Origin of the sequence: Fusobacterium sp. (assembly GCF_030528405.1) — a bacterium.
In the GTDB taxonomy this organism is placed as follows: domain Bacteria; phylum Fusobacteriota; class Fusobacteriia; order Fusobacteriales; family Fusobacteriaceae; genus Fusobacterium.
Genome location: NZ_JAUMYY010000004.1, coordinates 48,045 through 62,822 on the forward strand (window position 1 = coordinate 48,045; position 14,778 = coordinate 62,822).

General features: G+C 29.1%; 13 protein-coding genes and 1 riboswitch. Of the genes, 5 read left to right on the plus strand and 8 right to left on the minus strand.

The features are described from left to right. Nucleotides 1-67 precede the first annotated feature (67 nt). A riboswitch (FMN riboswitch) is annotated at nucleotides 68-190 on the minus strand. 56 nt (nucleotides 191-246) lie between these two features. The 5 genes from Q4A58_RS01345 to Q4A58_RS01365 form a co-directional block, all read right to left on the minus strand. Beyond that, nucleotides 247-723 (minus strand): DNA-deoxyinosine glycosylase, encoded by a 477-nt coding sequence (locus tag Q4A58_RS01345; protein ID WP_303115888.1) that lies wholly within the window; start codon nucleotides 721-723, stop codon nucleotides 247-249. A 17-nt stretch (nucleotides 724-740) separates the two neighbouring features. Beyond that, a complete protein-coding gene (locus Q4A58_RS01350) occupies nucleotides 741-1,199 on the minus strand; it encodes a hypothetical protein (protein WP_303115890.1) in 459 nt (152 codons plus the stop codon). Nucleotides 1,200-1,389: 190 nt separating this feature from the next. Continuing rightward, nucleotides 1,390-1,941 carry a LemA family protein gene (locus tag Q4A58_RS01355; protein ID WP_303115892.1) on the minus strand — a complete coding sequence of 184 codons (552 nt, stop codon included), beginning with the start codon at nucleotides 1,939-1,941 and terminating at the stop codon, nucleotides 1,390-1,392. Between the two features lie 125 nt (nucleotides 1,942-2,066). Then, complete coding sequence (locus tag Q4A58_RS01360) at nucleotides 2,067-3,890, minus strand: DUF2207 domain-containing protein (protein WP_303115895.1); 1,824 nt, start codon at nucleotides 3,888-3,890, stop codon at nucleotides 2,067-2,069. A 144-nt stretch (nucleotides 3,891-4,034) separates the two neighbouring features. Beyond that, complete coding sequence (locus Q4A58_RS01365; RefSeq protein ID WP_026339001.1) at nucleotides 4,035-4,235, minus strand: cold shock domain-containing protein; 201 nt, start codon at nucleotides 4,233-4,235, stop codon at nucleotides 4,035-4,037. 512 nt (nucleotides 4,236-4,747) lie between these two features. Between Q4A58_RS01365 and nox the strand changes: the two genes are divergently transcribed. Then, nucleotides 4,748-6,082, plus strand: a complete 1,335-nt coding sequence (gene nox / locus Q4A58_RS01370; RefSeq protein ID WP_303115898.1) for a H2O-forming NADH oxidase — start codon at nucleotides 4,748-4,750, stop codon at nucleotides 6,080-6,082. 74 nt (nucleotides 6,083-6,156) lie between these two features. Here the strand turns inward: nox and thrB are convergent, their stop codons facing one another. Next, the gene (gene thrB / locus Q4A58_RS01375; RefSeq protein ID WP_303115900.1) at nucleotides 6,157-7,026 is read right to left on the minus strand and encodes a homoserine kinase; all 870 of its coding nucleotides are present in this window, start codon (nucleotides 7,024-7,026) and stop codon (nucleotides 6,157-6,159) included. Next, nucleotides 7,023-8,477 carry a threonine synthase gene (gene thrC / locus Q4A58_RS01380; protein ID WP_303115903.1) on the minus strand — a complete coding sequence of 485 codons (1,455 nt, stop codon included), beginning with the start codon at nucleotides 8,475-8,477 and terminating at the stop codon, nucleotides 7,023-7,025. The genes thrB and thrC overlap by 4 nt, the downstream gene beginning before the upstream one ends. Before the next feature lie 97 nt (nucleotides 8,478-8,574). On the opposite strand from thrC, the gene Q4A58_RS01385 reads away from it, so the two are divergent. The 4 genes from Q4A58_RS01385 to Q4A58_RS01400 all read left to right on the plus strand — a co-directional run bounded on the left by Q4A58_RS01385 (nucleotide 8,575) and on the right by Q4A58_RS01400 (nucleotide 13,127). After that, the gene (locus tag Q4A58_RS01385; protein ID WP_303115905.1) at nucleotides 8,575-9,693 is read left to right on the plus strand and encodes a homoserine dehydrogenase; all 1,119 of its coding nucleotides are present in this window, start codon (nucleotides 8,575-8,577) and stop codon (nucleotides 9,691-9,693) included. Beyond that, nucleotides 9,690-11,027 carry an aspartate kinase gene (locus tag Q4A58_RS01390; protein WP_303115907.1) on the plus strand — a complete coding sequence of 446 codons (1,338 nt, stop codon included), beginning with the start codon at nucleotides 9,690-9,692 and terminating at the stop codon, nucleotides 11,025-11,027. Before Q4A58_RS01385 ends, Q4A58_RS01390 begins: the two co-directional genes overlap by 4 nt. Continuing rightward, nucleotides 11,024-12,004: an aspartate-semialdehyde dehydrogenase gene (locus Q4A58_RS01395; protein WP_303115910.1), complete on the plus strand. Its 981-nt coding sequence runs from the start codon at nucleotides 11,024-11,026 to the stop codon at nucleotides 12,002-12,004. Before Q4A58_RS01390 ends, Q4A58_RS01395 begins: the two co-directional genes overlap by 4 nt. Before the next feature lie 235 nt (nucleotides 12,005-12,239). Then, nucleotides 12,240-13,127: a M23 family metallopeptidase gene (locus tag Q4A58_RS01400; protein WP_303115913.1), complete on the plus strand. Its 888-nt coding sequence runs from the start codon at nucleotides 12,240-12,242 to the stop codon at nucleotides 13,125-13,127. Nucleotides 13,128-13,232: 105 nt separating this feature from the next. Here Q4A58_RS01400 and Q4A58_RS01405 read toward each other — a convergent pair whose 3' ends face one another. After that, entirely contained in the window at nucleotides 13,233-14,612 is a 1,380-nt protein-coding gene (locus Q4A58_RS01405) for an aminopeptidase P family protein (protein WP_303115915.1), read from the minus strand. Nucleotides 14,613-14,778 lie beyond the last annotated feature (166 nt).

Sequence of the window (14,778 nt, forward strand, 5' to 3'; positions counted from 1 at the left end):
TTTTCTCTAAGATAACCATAAAAAAAGCCCGAAAGATAATTCGGGCATGTAATACAAAATTAAAAAAACATCACCTCTCCCATCCAGACTATACTGTCGGTTTTGGAATTTCACCAAATCAAAGTATTCAAAGAATACTCTCGTGGACTATACCACCGGTCGGGAATTTCACCCTGCCCCGAAGAACCTATTTAAATAATTATTTAATTGTAGTTTTACTATAATATTTATTTGTTTATTTGTCAACTAAATTTTTAGAACCTTCCATTCATCAATAAGTCTTTCCAATTTCCATGCTGCATTAGCAGGGCTTGTTGAAGGAAGAGTTATCGCAGGAATTTTACTCACTGGCTCTATATATTTTTTATAGAGTTGAGCTGCTTTTTTTCCATTTACAAATATCTTTCTTACTTTTGAGTTTTTTAATATTTCTCCTAGGTCATTTGCTTTTACATTTGTAATACTACTATCAGATGAGCCTTTTATTTCACAAGAAGCAATAACATCCCAAGCAGCAATATTATGTTTTAATAAAAACCTTTTCTTATCTTCCTTTGTTTCTGGAAAACTGTCATTAAAAACTGCTGATATAACTTTCCAAAAACGATTCTGTGGATGACCATAAAAATACCCATATTCCCTTGATTTAACTGAAGGGAAAGAACCCAATATTAAAATTTGTGAATTTTGGTCATAAGTAGGGGGTATTGGATGTTCTATCATCTTTAAATTTCTCCTTTTTATTTCAAAACTTCAGATAATTTTTGATACTTCCCATTATGTGGATTAAAAATTCTTAAAGCTTTAGCTTTAGTTTCTAAAAAAGAATCCAGAGTTTTTAAAAAATTGGTTTCATCTTCACTCAGACTATGAAAATCATAAATAATTTTTATTTCTTTTTCCTTTTTAAAATATAAGAAGTATTCATCAATTTCACCATCAGACCATCCATCTTCCTTATACCATTTTTTAAGAGTCATATATTCTTCTATACTCATACCTTTTGCATCTATAGAAATTTGTTTTAGCAGATATTCAACTCTTCCTATATCTCCACTTAAATCAGGAGGATAACCGTATTCATCATCTGCTAAAATGAATTTATGTAAGTCCTCTAAAAAGAGTCTTTTTTCTTTTTCTAAATCTCCAATAATATGATGATAATATTCGCTTAATACTTTAAAATAAAGAACCGACATCGCTCCTCCTAATTTCTATATTTCTAATATTTTCATTAACTTTCAGATGATTTAATTAATTTTCTTAATATATCTATCTACTAAAGATTATATCTTGAATTAACAATTTATACATCCTATTCTTCTCTTTTAATAAAAGAGAACTTATTTTTTATATTTTTACATATAATTTTTTAATTTTTGGAATATATTAAAAATTAACCTGCGGTGTTATTCTTGCTATGTCATCAGCCTTAAATAGTTCAGCTAAACGATAATTGAATATACCTGCAAAGATACTAGCTGGAAACATTTGAATTGTTTGATTATATTCTGTTACAGTATCATTATAAAATTGACGGGCAAATCTAATTTTATTTTCAAGTTCCACTAATTGAGCTTGTAAATTTTCAAAACTTGTATTTGCCTTTAATTCTGGATAAGCTTCTGAAACAGCAAATAGTCTTCCTAAAAATCCACTTAATTGATTATTAGCTTCCATCTTTGCTTCAGGTGTTGTTGCATTTTGAAAGTTTGATCTAGCTCTTGCTATACCATCAAAAGTCTCTTTTTCATGTTTTGCATAACCTTTTACAGTTTCTACAAAGTTTGGAATCAAATTAAATCTATTTTCTAATTGTACATCAATTTGGCTCCAAGCATTTTTTACTCTGTTATCTAGAAGCACAAATTTATTTTTATAACTAATTGCCAAACCTATTAAAATTACTATTATTCCTAAAATTATTCCTAATATAGCCATTTTTTCCTCCTAAATTTTTATTTATTTTTAAATTTTTTATTGTATTTATATCTTCTTTTTGTATATCTCTTAAGTTATATTATATTCAGTAGTCATTTTTCACAGCTTCAGTCTTAATTAAGAATCTAAAATGCTCCTCCTCCTCCACGAGAGCCTCCTCCACCTGAAGAACCTGAGCTAAAACCTCCTCCTCTACCAGATGAACTAGATCTTCTACTCTTTGCAATGCTTGTTACAGAACGGGCATAAGTGCTCTTAGTAACCATATTTATGCTTTTCGAAAAATTTCCTCTGGAATAGGCATCCATAAGTGAAAGTGTGCCAAAGGCATTGGCATTAGTGCCAACAATTTCAGGGACTTGACCCATTTCGAGAGCTTTTTTATATGCTTTTACAACCTTTTCAGATACTCCCATAGCAACAGCATAGACAAAAAATTCTTCCCATAAGTGTATTGAATTAATTTTTGCTTCTTCAAGCTGAGAATAGTCTGCTAAAAAGTTCTTAAAAGCTCCCCATCTAGCCTTAGCTTTCTGCAGCTCATCTCCAGGTCTTTTAGCAGCTAATGTTGATACTAATAGAATAAAGCCCATAAAAGATAGCAGTAAAAACAAGGGATTTTCAAACAGAGCTATATGAATAATACCTCCTATAAAAAAGGCTAAACCTATTAAAAATAGTAAAGTCCCTCTTAAAAAGCCCAAACCTTCATAGTTAAATTTTTTTCTATCTAAGTCTGACAAAACACTATACTGCCATTTTTCAAATTTTCTAGCTATACTTAAAGGTACTTTAGCTGATTTTATATCCTCTAAAACAACTGAAGTACCATCTCCAAAATCATTAAAATATATATCTACAATTATTCTCTCTTGAGCTGATAGATTTGCATCTTCTCTTAAGCTCAATTTATTTTTTCCTCCTATTTCATCAAGACTTACAATTTTTCTTCTTATTAAATCAAGCAAAGTTGCTAAAATCTCTTGATTATCTAGCTGACCAGTAACTATTACTCCAGCTAGACTAGGGGAGTAATCATCTGGAAGTTCTCTTAAATATTTCCCATACATATCTCTATATTTATTTTTTCTTTTAAATATTCTATGGATATAGAACATAATTACAGCCCAAAGACTAAATTCAGCCCCTAAAATAGCCTTATCGTATTTTCTTAATTTATTTAAAAACTCTTCTCTTTTCTGAAGTCTTTCTCTTTGTGCATTGGCTTCATCTGCAAGTTCTTTTTCCATATCTAAAAGTTCTTGCTTCATATTTTTATGAATTATTTTACTTTTATCTATCTCTGAAAAAATTTCTGGTTCCATCAATATATGTGCCTCAACAAAATCACCAGGATAATAATATTCTAAGTTATATTGTACTACATTATTTTCTTTTATAATATCACCGCTAAGAGGTCCATGCCCAAAAGCTAGTATCTTAGTATTATCATAATTTTTGTCAACTGGTGCCCATATTTGCACTAAAACATTATCTATTGATTGCTGCCAATTTTGCCCCACCATTTTCCTATTAAATTGTGCCACATCTTCATAAAGCTGTACAGCATTTGGCATTTTGTAAACAAAAGCAAAACCTCTTTTATTCTTTACATTTCTTGAATATAATTTTATTTTATACAGTCCATCACTTTCAGTAACTTCATATCTCGAAGGATCTACCTCTTTGTATTTATATTGTCCATCTTTTTGTCCAACATCTTCAAAAACCTTTAATGAACTTATACCACCATAACCTTTAGCATCTATATCAAAAAGTATCCCATTAATCTCATCTATATCATATATTACATTTTCATGCACTTCCATAGAACCATCTTTTTTTAAAACACCTATAATAGAAAGGTTAGAAATTCTATAGCTTGCTGATAGACTTACTAAACTTGTTAATAAAAAAACTAAAAATAGAAAAAACTTCCTCTTTTTCATTTGCATCCTCCACTTTTATGAGTTTTTATTTTCATAATATCATAATTGAAAGGAATTAACAATAATATTTACTCTTGATTATGATATAAAAAAAGCCCCTCATATCTATGAGGGGTAGTTTGAATTTAAATTAAAATCTTCTAATTATTTTGTAACAACTATATTTGAAGCTTGAGGACCTTTTTGCCCTTCAGTTATTTCAAATTCCACTTCTTGTCCTTCGAATAATTCTTTAAATCCTTCTTTTTGAATTTGTGAGAAGTGAGCAAAAACATCTTTTCCATCCTCACCAGTAATAAATCCAAATCCTTTTTCCTTATTAAACCATTTAACAGTACCTTTCATTCTAACCTCCAAAAAAATAATAAATAATATTGAATTATGAAGTAGCTAATATAATTGAATATATCTATAAAAGCATATAGAACAATTTAATATTAAAAAAGGAAAACTAATATAGTTGCTTATCACAATATTAAAAGAACATTCAAAATAAAAAGTCATACATCATACTCATTGCTTATTATACACTATAATTTTATTTCTGTATAGTATATTTTTAAAAATTTTTTTTATATTAAAAACATTTTGAAAAAAAAATATACATTTTTTATCTGAGTACAATTATTTTGTTTTTTCTATTTTATATTGCAATTAAATATTTTTTTTAATATATTTTTTGTATTTTTATAAAATTTGTATAATAATTTTACTAAAATTGGAAATTTTTGAAAAAAATCTAATCAATTTTTTTATAAAAAAAATATTTACTTCAAAATTAAAATTAAATATTATAAAATTAATATGAAATAAACTAAAGTAATTTAATATATAAATTTAAAAAGGAGTGCGATAAAATGAAAATTGTTGTAGTTGGAGCAAATCATGCAGGGACAGCTTGTATCAATACGATGTTAGATAACTATAAAGGAAATGAAATTGTTGTCTTTGATAAAAATTCAAACATAAGTTTTTTAGGTTGTGGTATGGCTCTATGGATAGGTGGACAAATTTCTGGACCTGAAGGACTTTTCTATTCTTCTAAAGAAAAATTAGAAGCTAAAGGAGCAAAAATACATTTAGAAACTGAAGTCACTGAAATTGATTTTGATAAGAAAATAGTTTATGCCCTTGGAAAAAATAGAGAAAAATATGAAGAAACTTATGATAAATTAATTCTGTCGACAGGTTCTCTTTCTATTGACCCTAGTATACCTGGAAAAGATTTAGACAATGTACAATTTGTTAAACTTTATCAGCAAGCTGAAGATGTTATAAATAAATTGAAAGAAAGACCTGAAATAAAAACTGTAGCAGTTGTCGGTGCAGGATATATTGGTGTTGAACTTGCCGAAGCCTTTAAACGTTGGGGGAAAAATGTTCATCTAATAGATTTTTGTGATGAATGTCTATCTACATATTATGATAAAGTTTTCAGAGATAAAATGGATACTCAACTTATGAATAACGGAGTAAAGCTTAACTATAAACAATTAGTAAAAGAAATAAAAGGAAATAAAAGAGTTGAAGCTGTTGTAACTGATAAGGGAGAATATCAAGTTGACATGGTTGTCCTATGCATAGGATTTAAACCAAATTCTGCTTTAGGAAGAGGAAAAATTAACACATTTAGAAATGGTGCCTATATAGTGGATAAAACTCAAAAAACAAATCTGGATGATGTTTATGCCATAGGTGATTGTGCTACTATTTATGACAATGCCATTGACGATGTAAACTATATTGCCCTTGCATCAAATGCAGTTAGATCTGGTATAGTTGCTGCTCACAATGTATGTGGAAGAAAAATAGAAAGCCTTGGAGTTCAAGGTTCAAATGGAATTTCTATTTTTGGTTTCAATATGGTTTCCACTGGTCTTACTTTAGAAAAAGCTCAAAGATTAGGTATAGATGCTATGGAAACTACTTTCCATGACCTACAAAAACCAGACTTTATGGAGCATAATAATGAACAAGTCAGTATAAGAATAGTTTATAGAAAAGAAGATAGAGTTATAATTGGTGCTCAGATAGCTTCTAAACAAGATATCTCTATGGCAATTCATCTTTTCTCTCTTGCTATTCAAGAAAAAGTTACTATAGATAAACTTAAACTTCTGGATATCTTTTTCTTACCTCATTTTAATAAGCCTTACAACTATATAACAATGGCTGCACTTAATGCAAAATAATTTTAAATGGGGGCTATTGCAATTGCAACAGCCCCCATTTTTAATGATATAAAAATATATAATTTCATTATTTTTTATAAAAATTTAACCTCTGCTTCAGCTCTGTGAAGTTCGCAGTCAATTAATTTCCATTCTGCCTTTAATTTTTTTGTGTCTATTTTTCTTGAAAATTCTTTATCTGTTGATATAGCAATACAACTTGAACCTGAACCACTTATCATAAATGCTAAGGCCCCTTTTTTTAAAACCTCATCTCTTAAATCAAAAAAATCTGGGATTAAAGTTCTCCTATAGGGTTCATGAATTTTATCATCAAAAGATATAGCTAATCTTTCCTCATTTCCATCTTGCAAAGCAAAACAAAGAGATACGGCTCTTGATAAACTGTATACTGCATCTTCTATACTTATTTGCTTAGGCATAACTGCTCTGGCGGCAGTTGTTTTTACCTCAAAATTTGGTATCATAACAGTAAATTTAAACTTTTCGTTCACATCTATTTTTTTACAATGAGGAATGCTTTTATCAATCACAGTTGACACAAAGCCTCCTAATAAACAAGGGGCTATATTGTCTGGATGTCCTTCTATTTCATTACAAATATTAAGCATTTCTTGTTTTGTTAAGGCTAAATTATAGAGATGATTGGCTGCCAATACTCCTGCGACCACAAGAGAAGAGCTAGAGCCTAAACCTCTTGAAAGAGGAATACAAGTTTCGAACTTTACATATACATTTGCTTTTATATTTTTTGTTGCTAAAGCTCTATCATAAGCTATAACAAATAAATTATTTCTATTCTTAAATTCTTCTTCTACATTTTCAATAACTAAATCTTCAGATTTTTCAACATAAAAAATATTAAATATATTCAATGCCATACCCATAGTATCAAAACCAGGTCCTAAATTTGCACTGGTTGCAGGAACTTTTATACTTATCATTTTAACTTCTCTATCCTTTCTAAAACTACTTTTATTCCATCTTCAATGTCAATGCTTCTATTGTGTAAATCAGGTAAAGCCTCTATAAGCCTTAGATTAGCTGGTATTTCTTCAGCTGTAATCTTTTTAAGTTCACACATTGCCACAAATTCATTCTCTCTTTTCTCAGAGTTTATAGCTTCTAAAACACTATTTGAAAATTTATAAGGTGAAGCAGTGGATAAAATAACATTTTTTATTTCTCCCTCATATTGCTTTGAAGCATAATAAGCTATCGCTGTATGCGGATCTATAAGCCTTTTATCTTTTTCATAAGCCTCTTTTATAGTTTTTTTACAATTTTCTTCATCACAACAAAAAGCAAGAAAATGTTGCTGTATTTTTTCTAATAATTCTTTATCTATAATATATCTGCCTTCTTCTCGTAATTCTTTCATATATTTTGAAACTTTTTCATCATCATAGTCACTTAGAATAAAAAGTAATCTCTCTAAATTACTCGACACTAAAATATCCATTGAAGGAGAAATTGTATTGTGAAAAGCTCTATTTCTATCATAAATTCCTGTCCTTATAAAATCAGTTAAAATATTATTTTTATTGGATGCACATATTAATTTGTCTATTGGACAACCTAACAACTTAGCAAAATAACCAGCTAAGATATTTCCAAAATTGCCTGTTGGAACAACAAAATTTACCTTCTCACCCAATGTTATTTCATTATTTTTCACTAAGTCCACATAGGCTTTAAAATAATATACAATCTGTGGAACCAATCTTCCTATATTAATAGAATTAGCACTACTCAGCTGTACATGCTCAACTTTAATCTGTTCATAACATTTTTTGACTAAGCTTTGACAATCATCAAAATTTCCATTTATAGCTATTACTTCTACATTTTTACCAACTGTAGTCTTCATTTGTTTTTCTTGAATTAAGCTAACTCCTTTATTTGGATAAAAAACAGTAATAAAAGTATTTTCAACATTTTTAAAGCCTTCTAAGGCTGCTTTTCCTGTATCACCACTTGTTGCAGTTAAAATATACACTTTTTTGTTCTCATCTTTATAGGCTGTTTTTAAAAGTTGCGGCAATACTGTTAGGGCTAAATCTTTAAATGCCGCAGTTGGGCCATGGTACAGTTCTAACATATAGCTCTTGCCAATTTTTGATAAGTTTACTACATCTTTAACTGAAAAATTTTTATCGTAAGCTCTATGTATGATTTCTTTCATTTCCTGTTCTGAAAAATCAACAAAAAAAGTTGAAAAAATTATATAAGCTATCTCTTGATAAGACAAATTCATAAATTTTTTTATATCAATTTTTCTTTTTTCTATGTCTAAAGGAGTAAAAAGTCCTCCATCTTTTGCAAGCCCTTGTATAATTGCTTCCTTTGCAAAACATTTTTCTTTTTTATTTCTACTGCTGACAAATATTTCCATATTTTTAAATTTCTCCTTGACTTATTTTAGAAAGATGATACTATGTTTCCAACGAAATTGCAAGTCTATTTCTGTATGAAAAATAGGGAGGAAAGACATGAATATTGGTTTGTTAGGATGTGGAGTTGTTGGAAGTGGCGTAAAAGAAATAATAGATGCTAGTCAAAAAGATATCAAGCTCTCTAAAATTTTAGTTAAAAGTATGGATGAAATAAGTGATGAGAGGAGAACAACAGATATAAATGATTTATTAAGCCCAGATATTGATTTAATTGTAGAATGTATAGGCGGAGTCGACACTGCCTTTAAATATATCAGTATGGCTTTAAAAGCTAAGAAAAATGTTGTAACAAGCAATAAAAAAGTTATGGCAACTCACTATGAAAACTTGGTAAATCTAGCCAAAGAAAATTCTGTCGGTCTTGCTTTTGAAGCAAGTGTTGGTGGTGGCATTCCTTGGATGGAAAATATTCGCCATATCAAAAGAATAGATAAAATCTCTTCCTTTGAAGGAATTTTCAATGGTACCACAAACTATATTTTAGATTCTATGACTAATCAGGAAAAAGATTTTTCTCTAGTTTTAAAAGAAGCTCAAAATTTAGGTTATGCAGAAAGTGATCCAACTGATGATATTGATGCCCATGATGTAAAGTATAAGTGTTGTCTAAGTGCAAATTTTATTTGGGACTCTTCTATCAAACTAGAAGATATAATTTTTTTCGGTATTCGTAATATAACAAAAAAAGATATAGATTTTGCAATAAAACATAATAGAATTACCAAATTGATAGGAAGAGCTAATAAAGAAGGCGAGAATTTAAACATCTTTGTCCTTCCAAAATTTATAAAAAATAGTGAGAACATTGCTCATATTCCTAAAAATTTAAACTGTGTAAAACTTAGTAGCGAATTTTTAGGAGAATCTTCCTATATAGGACAGGGTGCTGGAAAATACCCAACTGCACATGCTGTAGTACAAGATATTATTTCTATCTATGAAAATAGAGAGCTAAACCCTAAAATCTTAGAAAAACTTAATATCAAAAATAATTATTCCAGCAATTTTTATATTAGAACTGATAATATAGATAAATTTAAAGATATTATACTTGAAAAAATTGATATTGATACTATTATTACAAAAGTGGTAAAATTAAAAGATATAGAGAATTTAATAGATGATAAAACATTTATAGCGGAGATGAATTTATGATAAAGGTTGTAAAATTTGGAGGAAGTTCTGTTGCAAATGCAGGGCAGTTTAAAAAAGTTAAAAATATAGTAGATAGTGATATAAGCAGAAAATTTATAGTTACGAGTGCTTGTGGAAAATCAGATAATGAGGACCACAAAGTAACTGATTTGCTTTATTTATCCCATGCACATATAAAATATGGTGTACCTTTTCACAGTCTTTTTAACATAATAGAAGAAAAATATAAAACTATAAAAAGAGAACTGAATTTAAAAATTGATTTGGACAGCGAATTTGAAAAAATAAAAAAATCTATGACAAAAAATGTAAGTATAGATTACTTAGTTTCAAGAGGAGAGTATTTGGCTGGGCTTTGTTTAGCTGAATACCTAAATGCTGACTTCATTGATGCGAAAGACGTAATCTTATTTGATTACAACGGAAAAATAAATTTTGAAAGGAGCAATGAAGCATTACAAACTAAATTAAATAGCAATAAAAAAATTGTTATCCCTGGCTTTTATGGTTCTCTTCCTAATGGAAAAATAAAAATTATGTCAAGGGGCGGTAGTGATATTACTGGTGCTATAATTGCAAGTTTAGTCAATGCTTCTATCTATGAGAACTGGACTGATGTTTCTGGAATATTGGTTGCCGACCCTAGAATAGTCAGTGATCCAAAGAGAATAAAATATATTACCTATGATGAGCTGCGTGAGCTTAGTTTTATGGGTGCTAATGTTTTGCATGAAGAAACTATATTCCCTGTTAGAGAAAAGAAAATACCAATCAATATAAAAAATACAAATGAGCCTGAAAATTCTGGAACTATGATAGTTCATGACTGTAGTGAAAGAGATGAGCAAAAAAGTCCAGGCTTTATAACAGGTATTGCAGGAAAAAAAGATTTTACTGTTTTTAATTGTACAAAAATAAACCTTTCCAGTGAAATTTCATTGTTAAAGAAAACTTTAGAGATTTTTGAAGATTTCAATATTAACCTTGAAGGCATTCAGGCTGGTATTGATGCCATTAATATCGTAGTTGAAACTCAGAAAATTGAAGAAGATAGATATATGATTATATCTAAGTTAAAAGAAAAGATTGCCTTTGAACATATCAGTGTTGTTGATAATCTATCTTTGATAGCCGTTGTCGGCAGAGCTATGTCAAAAAGACCAGGTATGTCTGGAAAACTATTTGCAGAACTGGGTTCAAATAATATCAATATAAAGACTATTAGCCAAGGTATAGATGAAATTAATGTAATTGTCGGTGTTGATAATAGTGATTTTGAAAAGGCAATTAATTGTATTTATGACAGGTTTATTGTGAAAGGAGAAAACAAATGAAAATAGCTATATTGGGAGCTACAGGAGCTGTTGGGCAGCAAATGTTGAGCTGTCTTGTGGAACAGAATATTCCTGTAACAGAATTAAAATTATTGGCAAGTGCAAGAAGTATAGGAAAAAAATATATGTTTAAAGGAAGAGAAATTGTTGTCGAAGAAGCTAAAGAAAATTCTTTTGAAGGTTTAGATATTGTTTTAGGAGCTGTTGAAAGTGATATGTCTAAAAAATTTGCTCCTTCTATAAAAAAAGCTGGAGCAGTATATATTGATAACAGTAGTGCTTTTAGATTAGATGAAGATGTTCCTCTTGTAGTTCCAGAAATAAATGCTAAGGACGCACTTAAACATAAAGGCATAATAGCTAATCCAAATTGTAGTACAATAATTGCAATGATGGCAATCTATGGAGTCAATAAAATTTCTAAAATTACAGATATTATAGCAAGCACATATCAGGCTGTTTCTGGAGCTGGTGTTAATGGAATTTATGAGTTAGAAAATCAAGTTCAAGATATTTTAAACAATAGAGAAGTTAAAACTGATGTTTTTTCTCATCAAATTGCTTATAATTGTATACCTAAAATCTCTGAGATCTTATCCAACGATTACACCGCCGAAGAAATGAAAATGCAAAATGAAGGAAGAAAAATCTTGCATAATCCCGATTTAAAAGTTACTTGTACCTGTGTTAGGGTCCCTGTTATTCGAAGCCATAGCATATCTTTGAGTTTTAGAACTGAAAAAAAACTTACAAAGCAAGAAATAACTGAGGCAATAAAAAATAGTGCTGGTGTAAAACTTGTAGATTTGCCAAACTTACCTCTGCCTTTAAACACTTCTGATACTGATATAGTTGAAGTTGGTAGAATTAGAAGAGATGAAGTTCTTGATGGCTTTGCTCTATGGTGTTGTGGTGATCAAGTTAGAAAGGGTGCTGCAACTAACGCAGTTCAAATTATAAAATGCCTTAATATATAAGCGGGATGCTGCATATTTAAGACTTCAAGTTTTAATATGCTTCATCCTCTTTTTTTCTTTTGGTTTATTTAAAAATTTTTATTGCTTAGATAGGCAAAATATAATAAAATATTTCTATAATTAAAACTAAATAAAATTTTTTTGAAAGTGTTTTTTAATTTTTATATGGTTATCCACATTTTAAATTTCTTTAATTAGGAGGAATATTTAAACTTTTTTGTTAAATAGATGAAATATGAATGAGAAAAATAAAATTCAATTAGAGCTTTTAGAAAGTTTTAAAAAGAAAAAACTAAATGAAATAAATGGAATAGAGGAGCTAAAAGAGAAAAAAAGCATAAAAAAATATTTTAAATATTTAAAATATTTTTTTATATTTTTTATTTCTTTTACATTAGTAGGAGGAACAACTTTTCTATTATTAAAATACTTTCAATATAAAAACTATGTGAAAGAAACTGAGGAAAGTATCATTTTAGCAAAAATATATTTGGAAGAGCAAAAGATAAAAGAAGAGGAAGAAAAGAGATTAAAAGAAGAACTGGAACAGGAAATGTTACTTAGGGAAAAAGAATTAAAGGAAATAGAAAATAATGACTTCCACTGTTTAAATGAGCTTCCTAATGAAAAAAAAGAAGTTGTTCTAAATCTTATCCCCAGTGGCTATCCTCTTAAAAAAGTAGCAAAAATTACTAGCCCTTTCGGCATAAGGATTCACCCCGTTTGGGGAGTTAAAAGAATGCACTATGGCATTGATTTAAAAGTTTATACGGGCGAAGATATTCTCTCCAGTGCAATGGGAGTAGTAAGTTTTGCAGGAGTGAAAAGAGGTTATGGTTATGTAGTTATCATTGATCATATCTATGGCTTTCAAACCCTCTATGCACATCTGAGTAAAATTTATGTCAAAGTTGGGGATATAGTTGGAAAGGGAAAAATTATTGCAGCTGGTGGAAATTCTGGTGTATCAACTGGTTCTCATCTGCATTATGAAGTAAAATATAATGGTCTAGCTATGGACCCTAAAAATTTTATAGAATGGAACAAAGATAGTTTTGATAATATTTTTGAAAAGGAAAAAAATGTCCCTTGGACTAAATTTTTATCAATAATGGGGAAATAATAGATATAAAAGGCTGTTGCTTTGAACTGCACTTCCAATCTTGTGTTTGAGATTTTGAGTGTAATTAAAAATTTGCAACAGCCCTTTTTATTTATATTAATTTTTCTATAAACTTGCCATAAATTTCTCTATCTCATCAGCAGTTCTTGGAAATTTATCCCCTAAAATTCTTGCTCCATCTTCACTAACTAAAACATCTCTTTCCATTCTTATACCACCTAAATCCATATACTTAGCTATTTCATCATAATTTAAAAATTCCTCATACTTCTTTTCATTCTTCCATTTTTCAAATAATTCTGGAATAAAATAAATTCCGGGCTCTATTGTAAATACATAACCAGCTCTAAGCCTTCTTCCTAATCTTAAAGAAGACAAGCCAAATTGCTTAGATTTTTCTATTTCCTCATCATAGCCAACATTGACCTCTCCAAAATTTTCCATATCATGCACTGTCATTCCCATCATATGCCCTAAACCATGAGGCATAAAAAGTGCATGTGCTCCTGCTTCAACTAAATTCTCTATATTTCCCTTTAACAGTCCCAATTTTTTTAAATTCTCCGCCATAAGCTTACAAACTTCTAAATGAATATCTCTATAGAAAACTCCAGCTTTAACTAAAGAAAAAGCTCTATCAAACATATCTCTAACTATATTATGTATCTTTTTTTGCCTTTCAGTAAATTTACCACTTACTGGAAAAGTCGTAGTCATATCACCACAATATCCATTTTCATTTATTGCACCACAATCTAAAAGAACTAAATCTCCCTCTTGCAAAGTATTTTTATGCCTATGATTATGAAGAATCTGCCCATTTTTTGTTAATATAATCTGAAATGAGAAATAAGCATTAGCTCTTTTAGCTTCCTTTTGAACCTCTGCTACCAGCTCATATTCTTTCATACCAGCCCTAACATTTCTCATAGCTGCTAAATGCATTTCCTTTGTAATATTTACTGCATTTTCAATTTCCTCTATCTCTATATCAGTTTTTATATTCCTTTGCTCTATTATAGCCTTTACCAAATCAAAAGAAGTCTGTTTATCAAAGCTATAGGGATCTATACCTAATAAAGAGCTTATATACATTATAATGTCGCTTTTATACTGATTAGTAAAGTATATATTTTTCCTTCCTTTTAAATACACCTTTAAATTTTCTTTTTCAAGGAATTTATCAACTCCAACTTCCTCAGCCATTTCTCTTAGAAATTTTTGTTTACCCATCCAAATAATATCCGATATAGTATAATCATTTCCAAAAATTATATCTTCTCCACTGTCTAAATCCATTAAACCAATTAAACCTGGATGATCTATACCAAAATAATATCTAAATGTTGCGTCTTGTAAAAAAGGGTAGCAATTTGCTGTACAATCAAGAGGAGATTCATTATTTCCAGGAATTAAAATTATACCCTCTTTAAATTTTTCCTTTAATTTTTTTCTTCTCTCCACATATACTTCCCTATGAAACATTTAAACCACCTCTTCTATGCTTTTATTTTTATAGTAAACTTTTAAATTTTCTTTGTCAAGATAAATTAATGCTTTCTCTTTATATAAAATATCAAACTATTATATTTTAATATTTAAATCTCTAATAGTTTTTTTACTCTCTTTCCTGCATAGCCTCTCTTAAAAA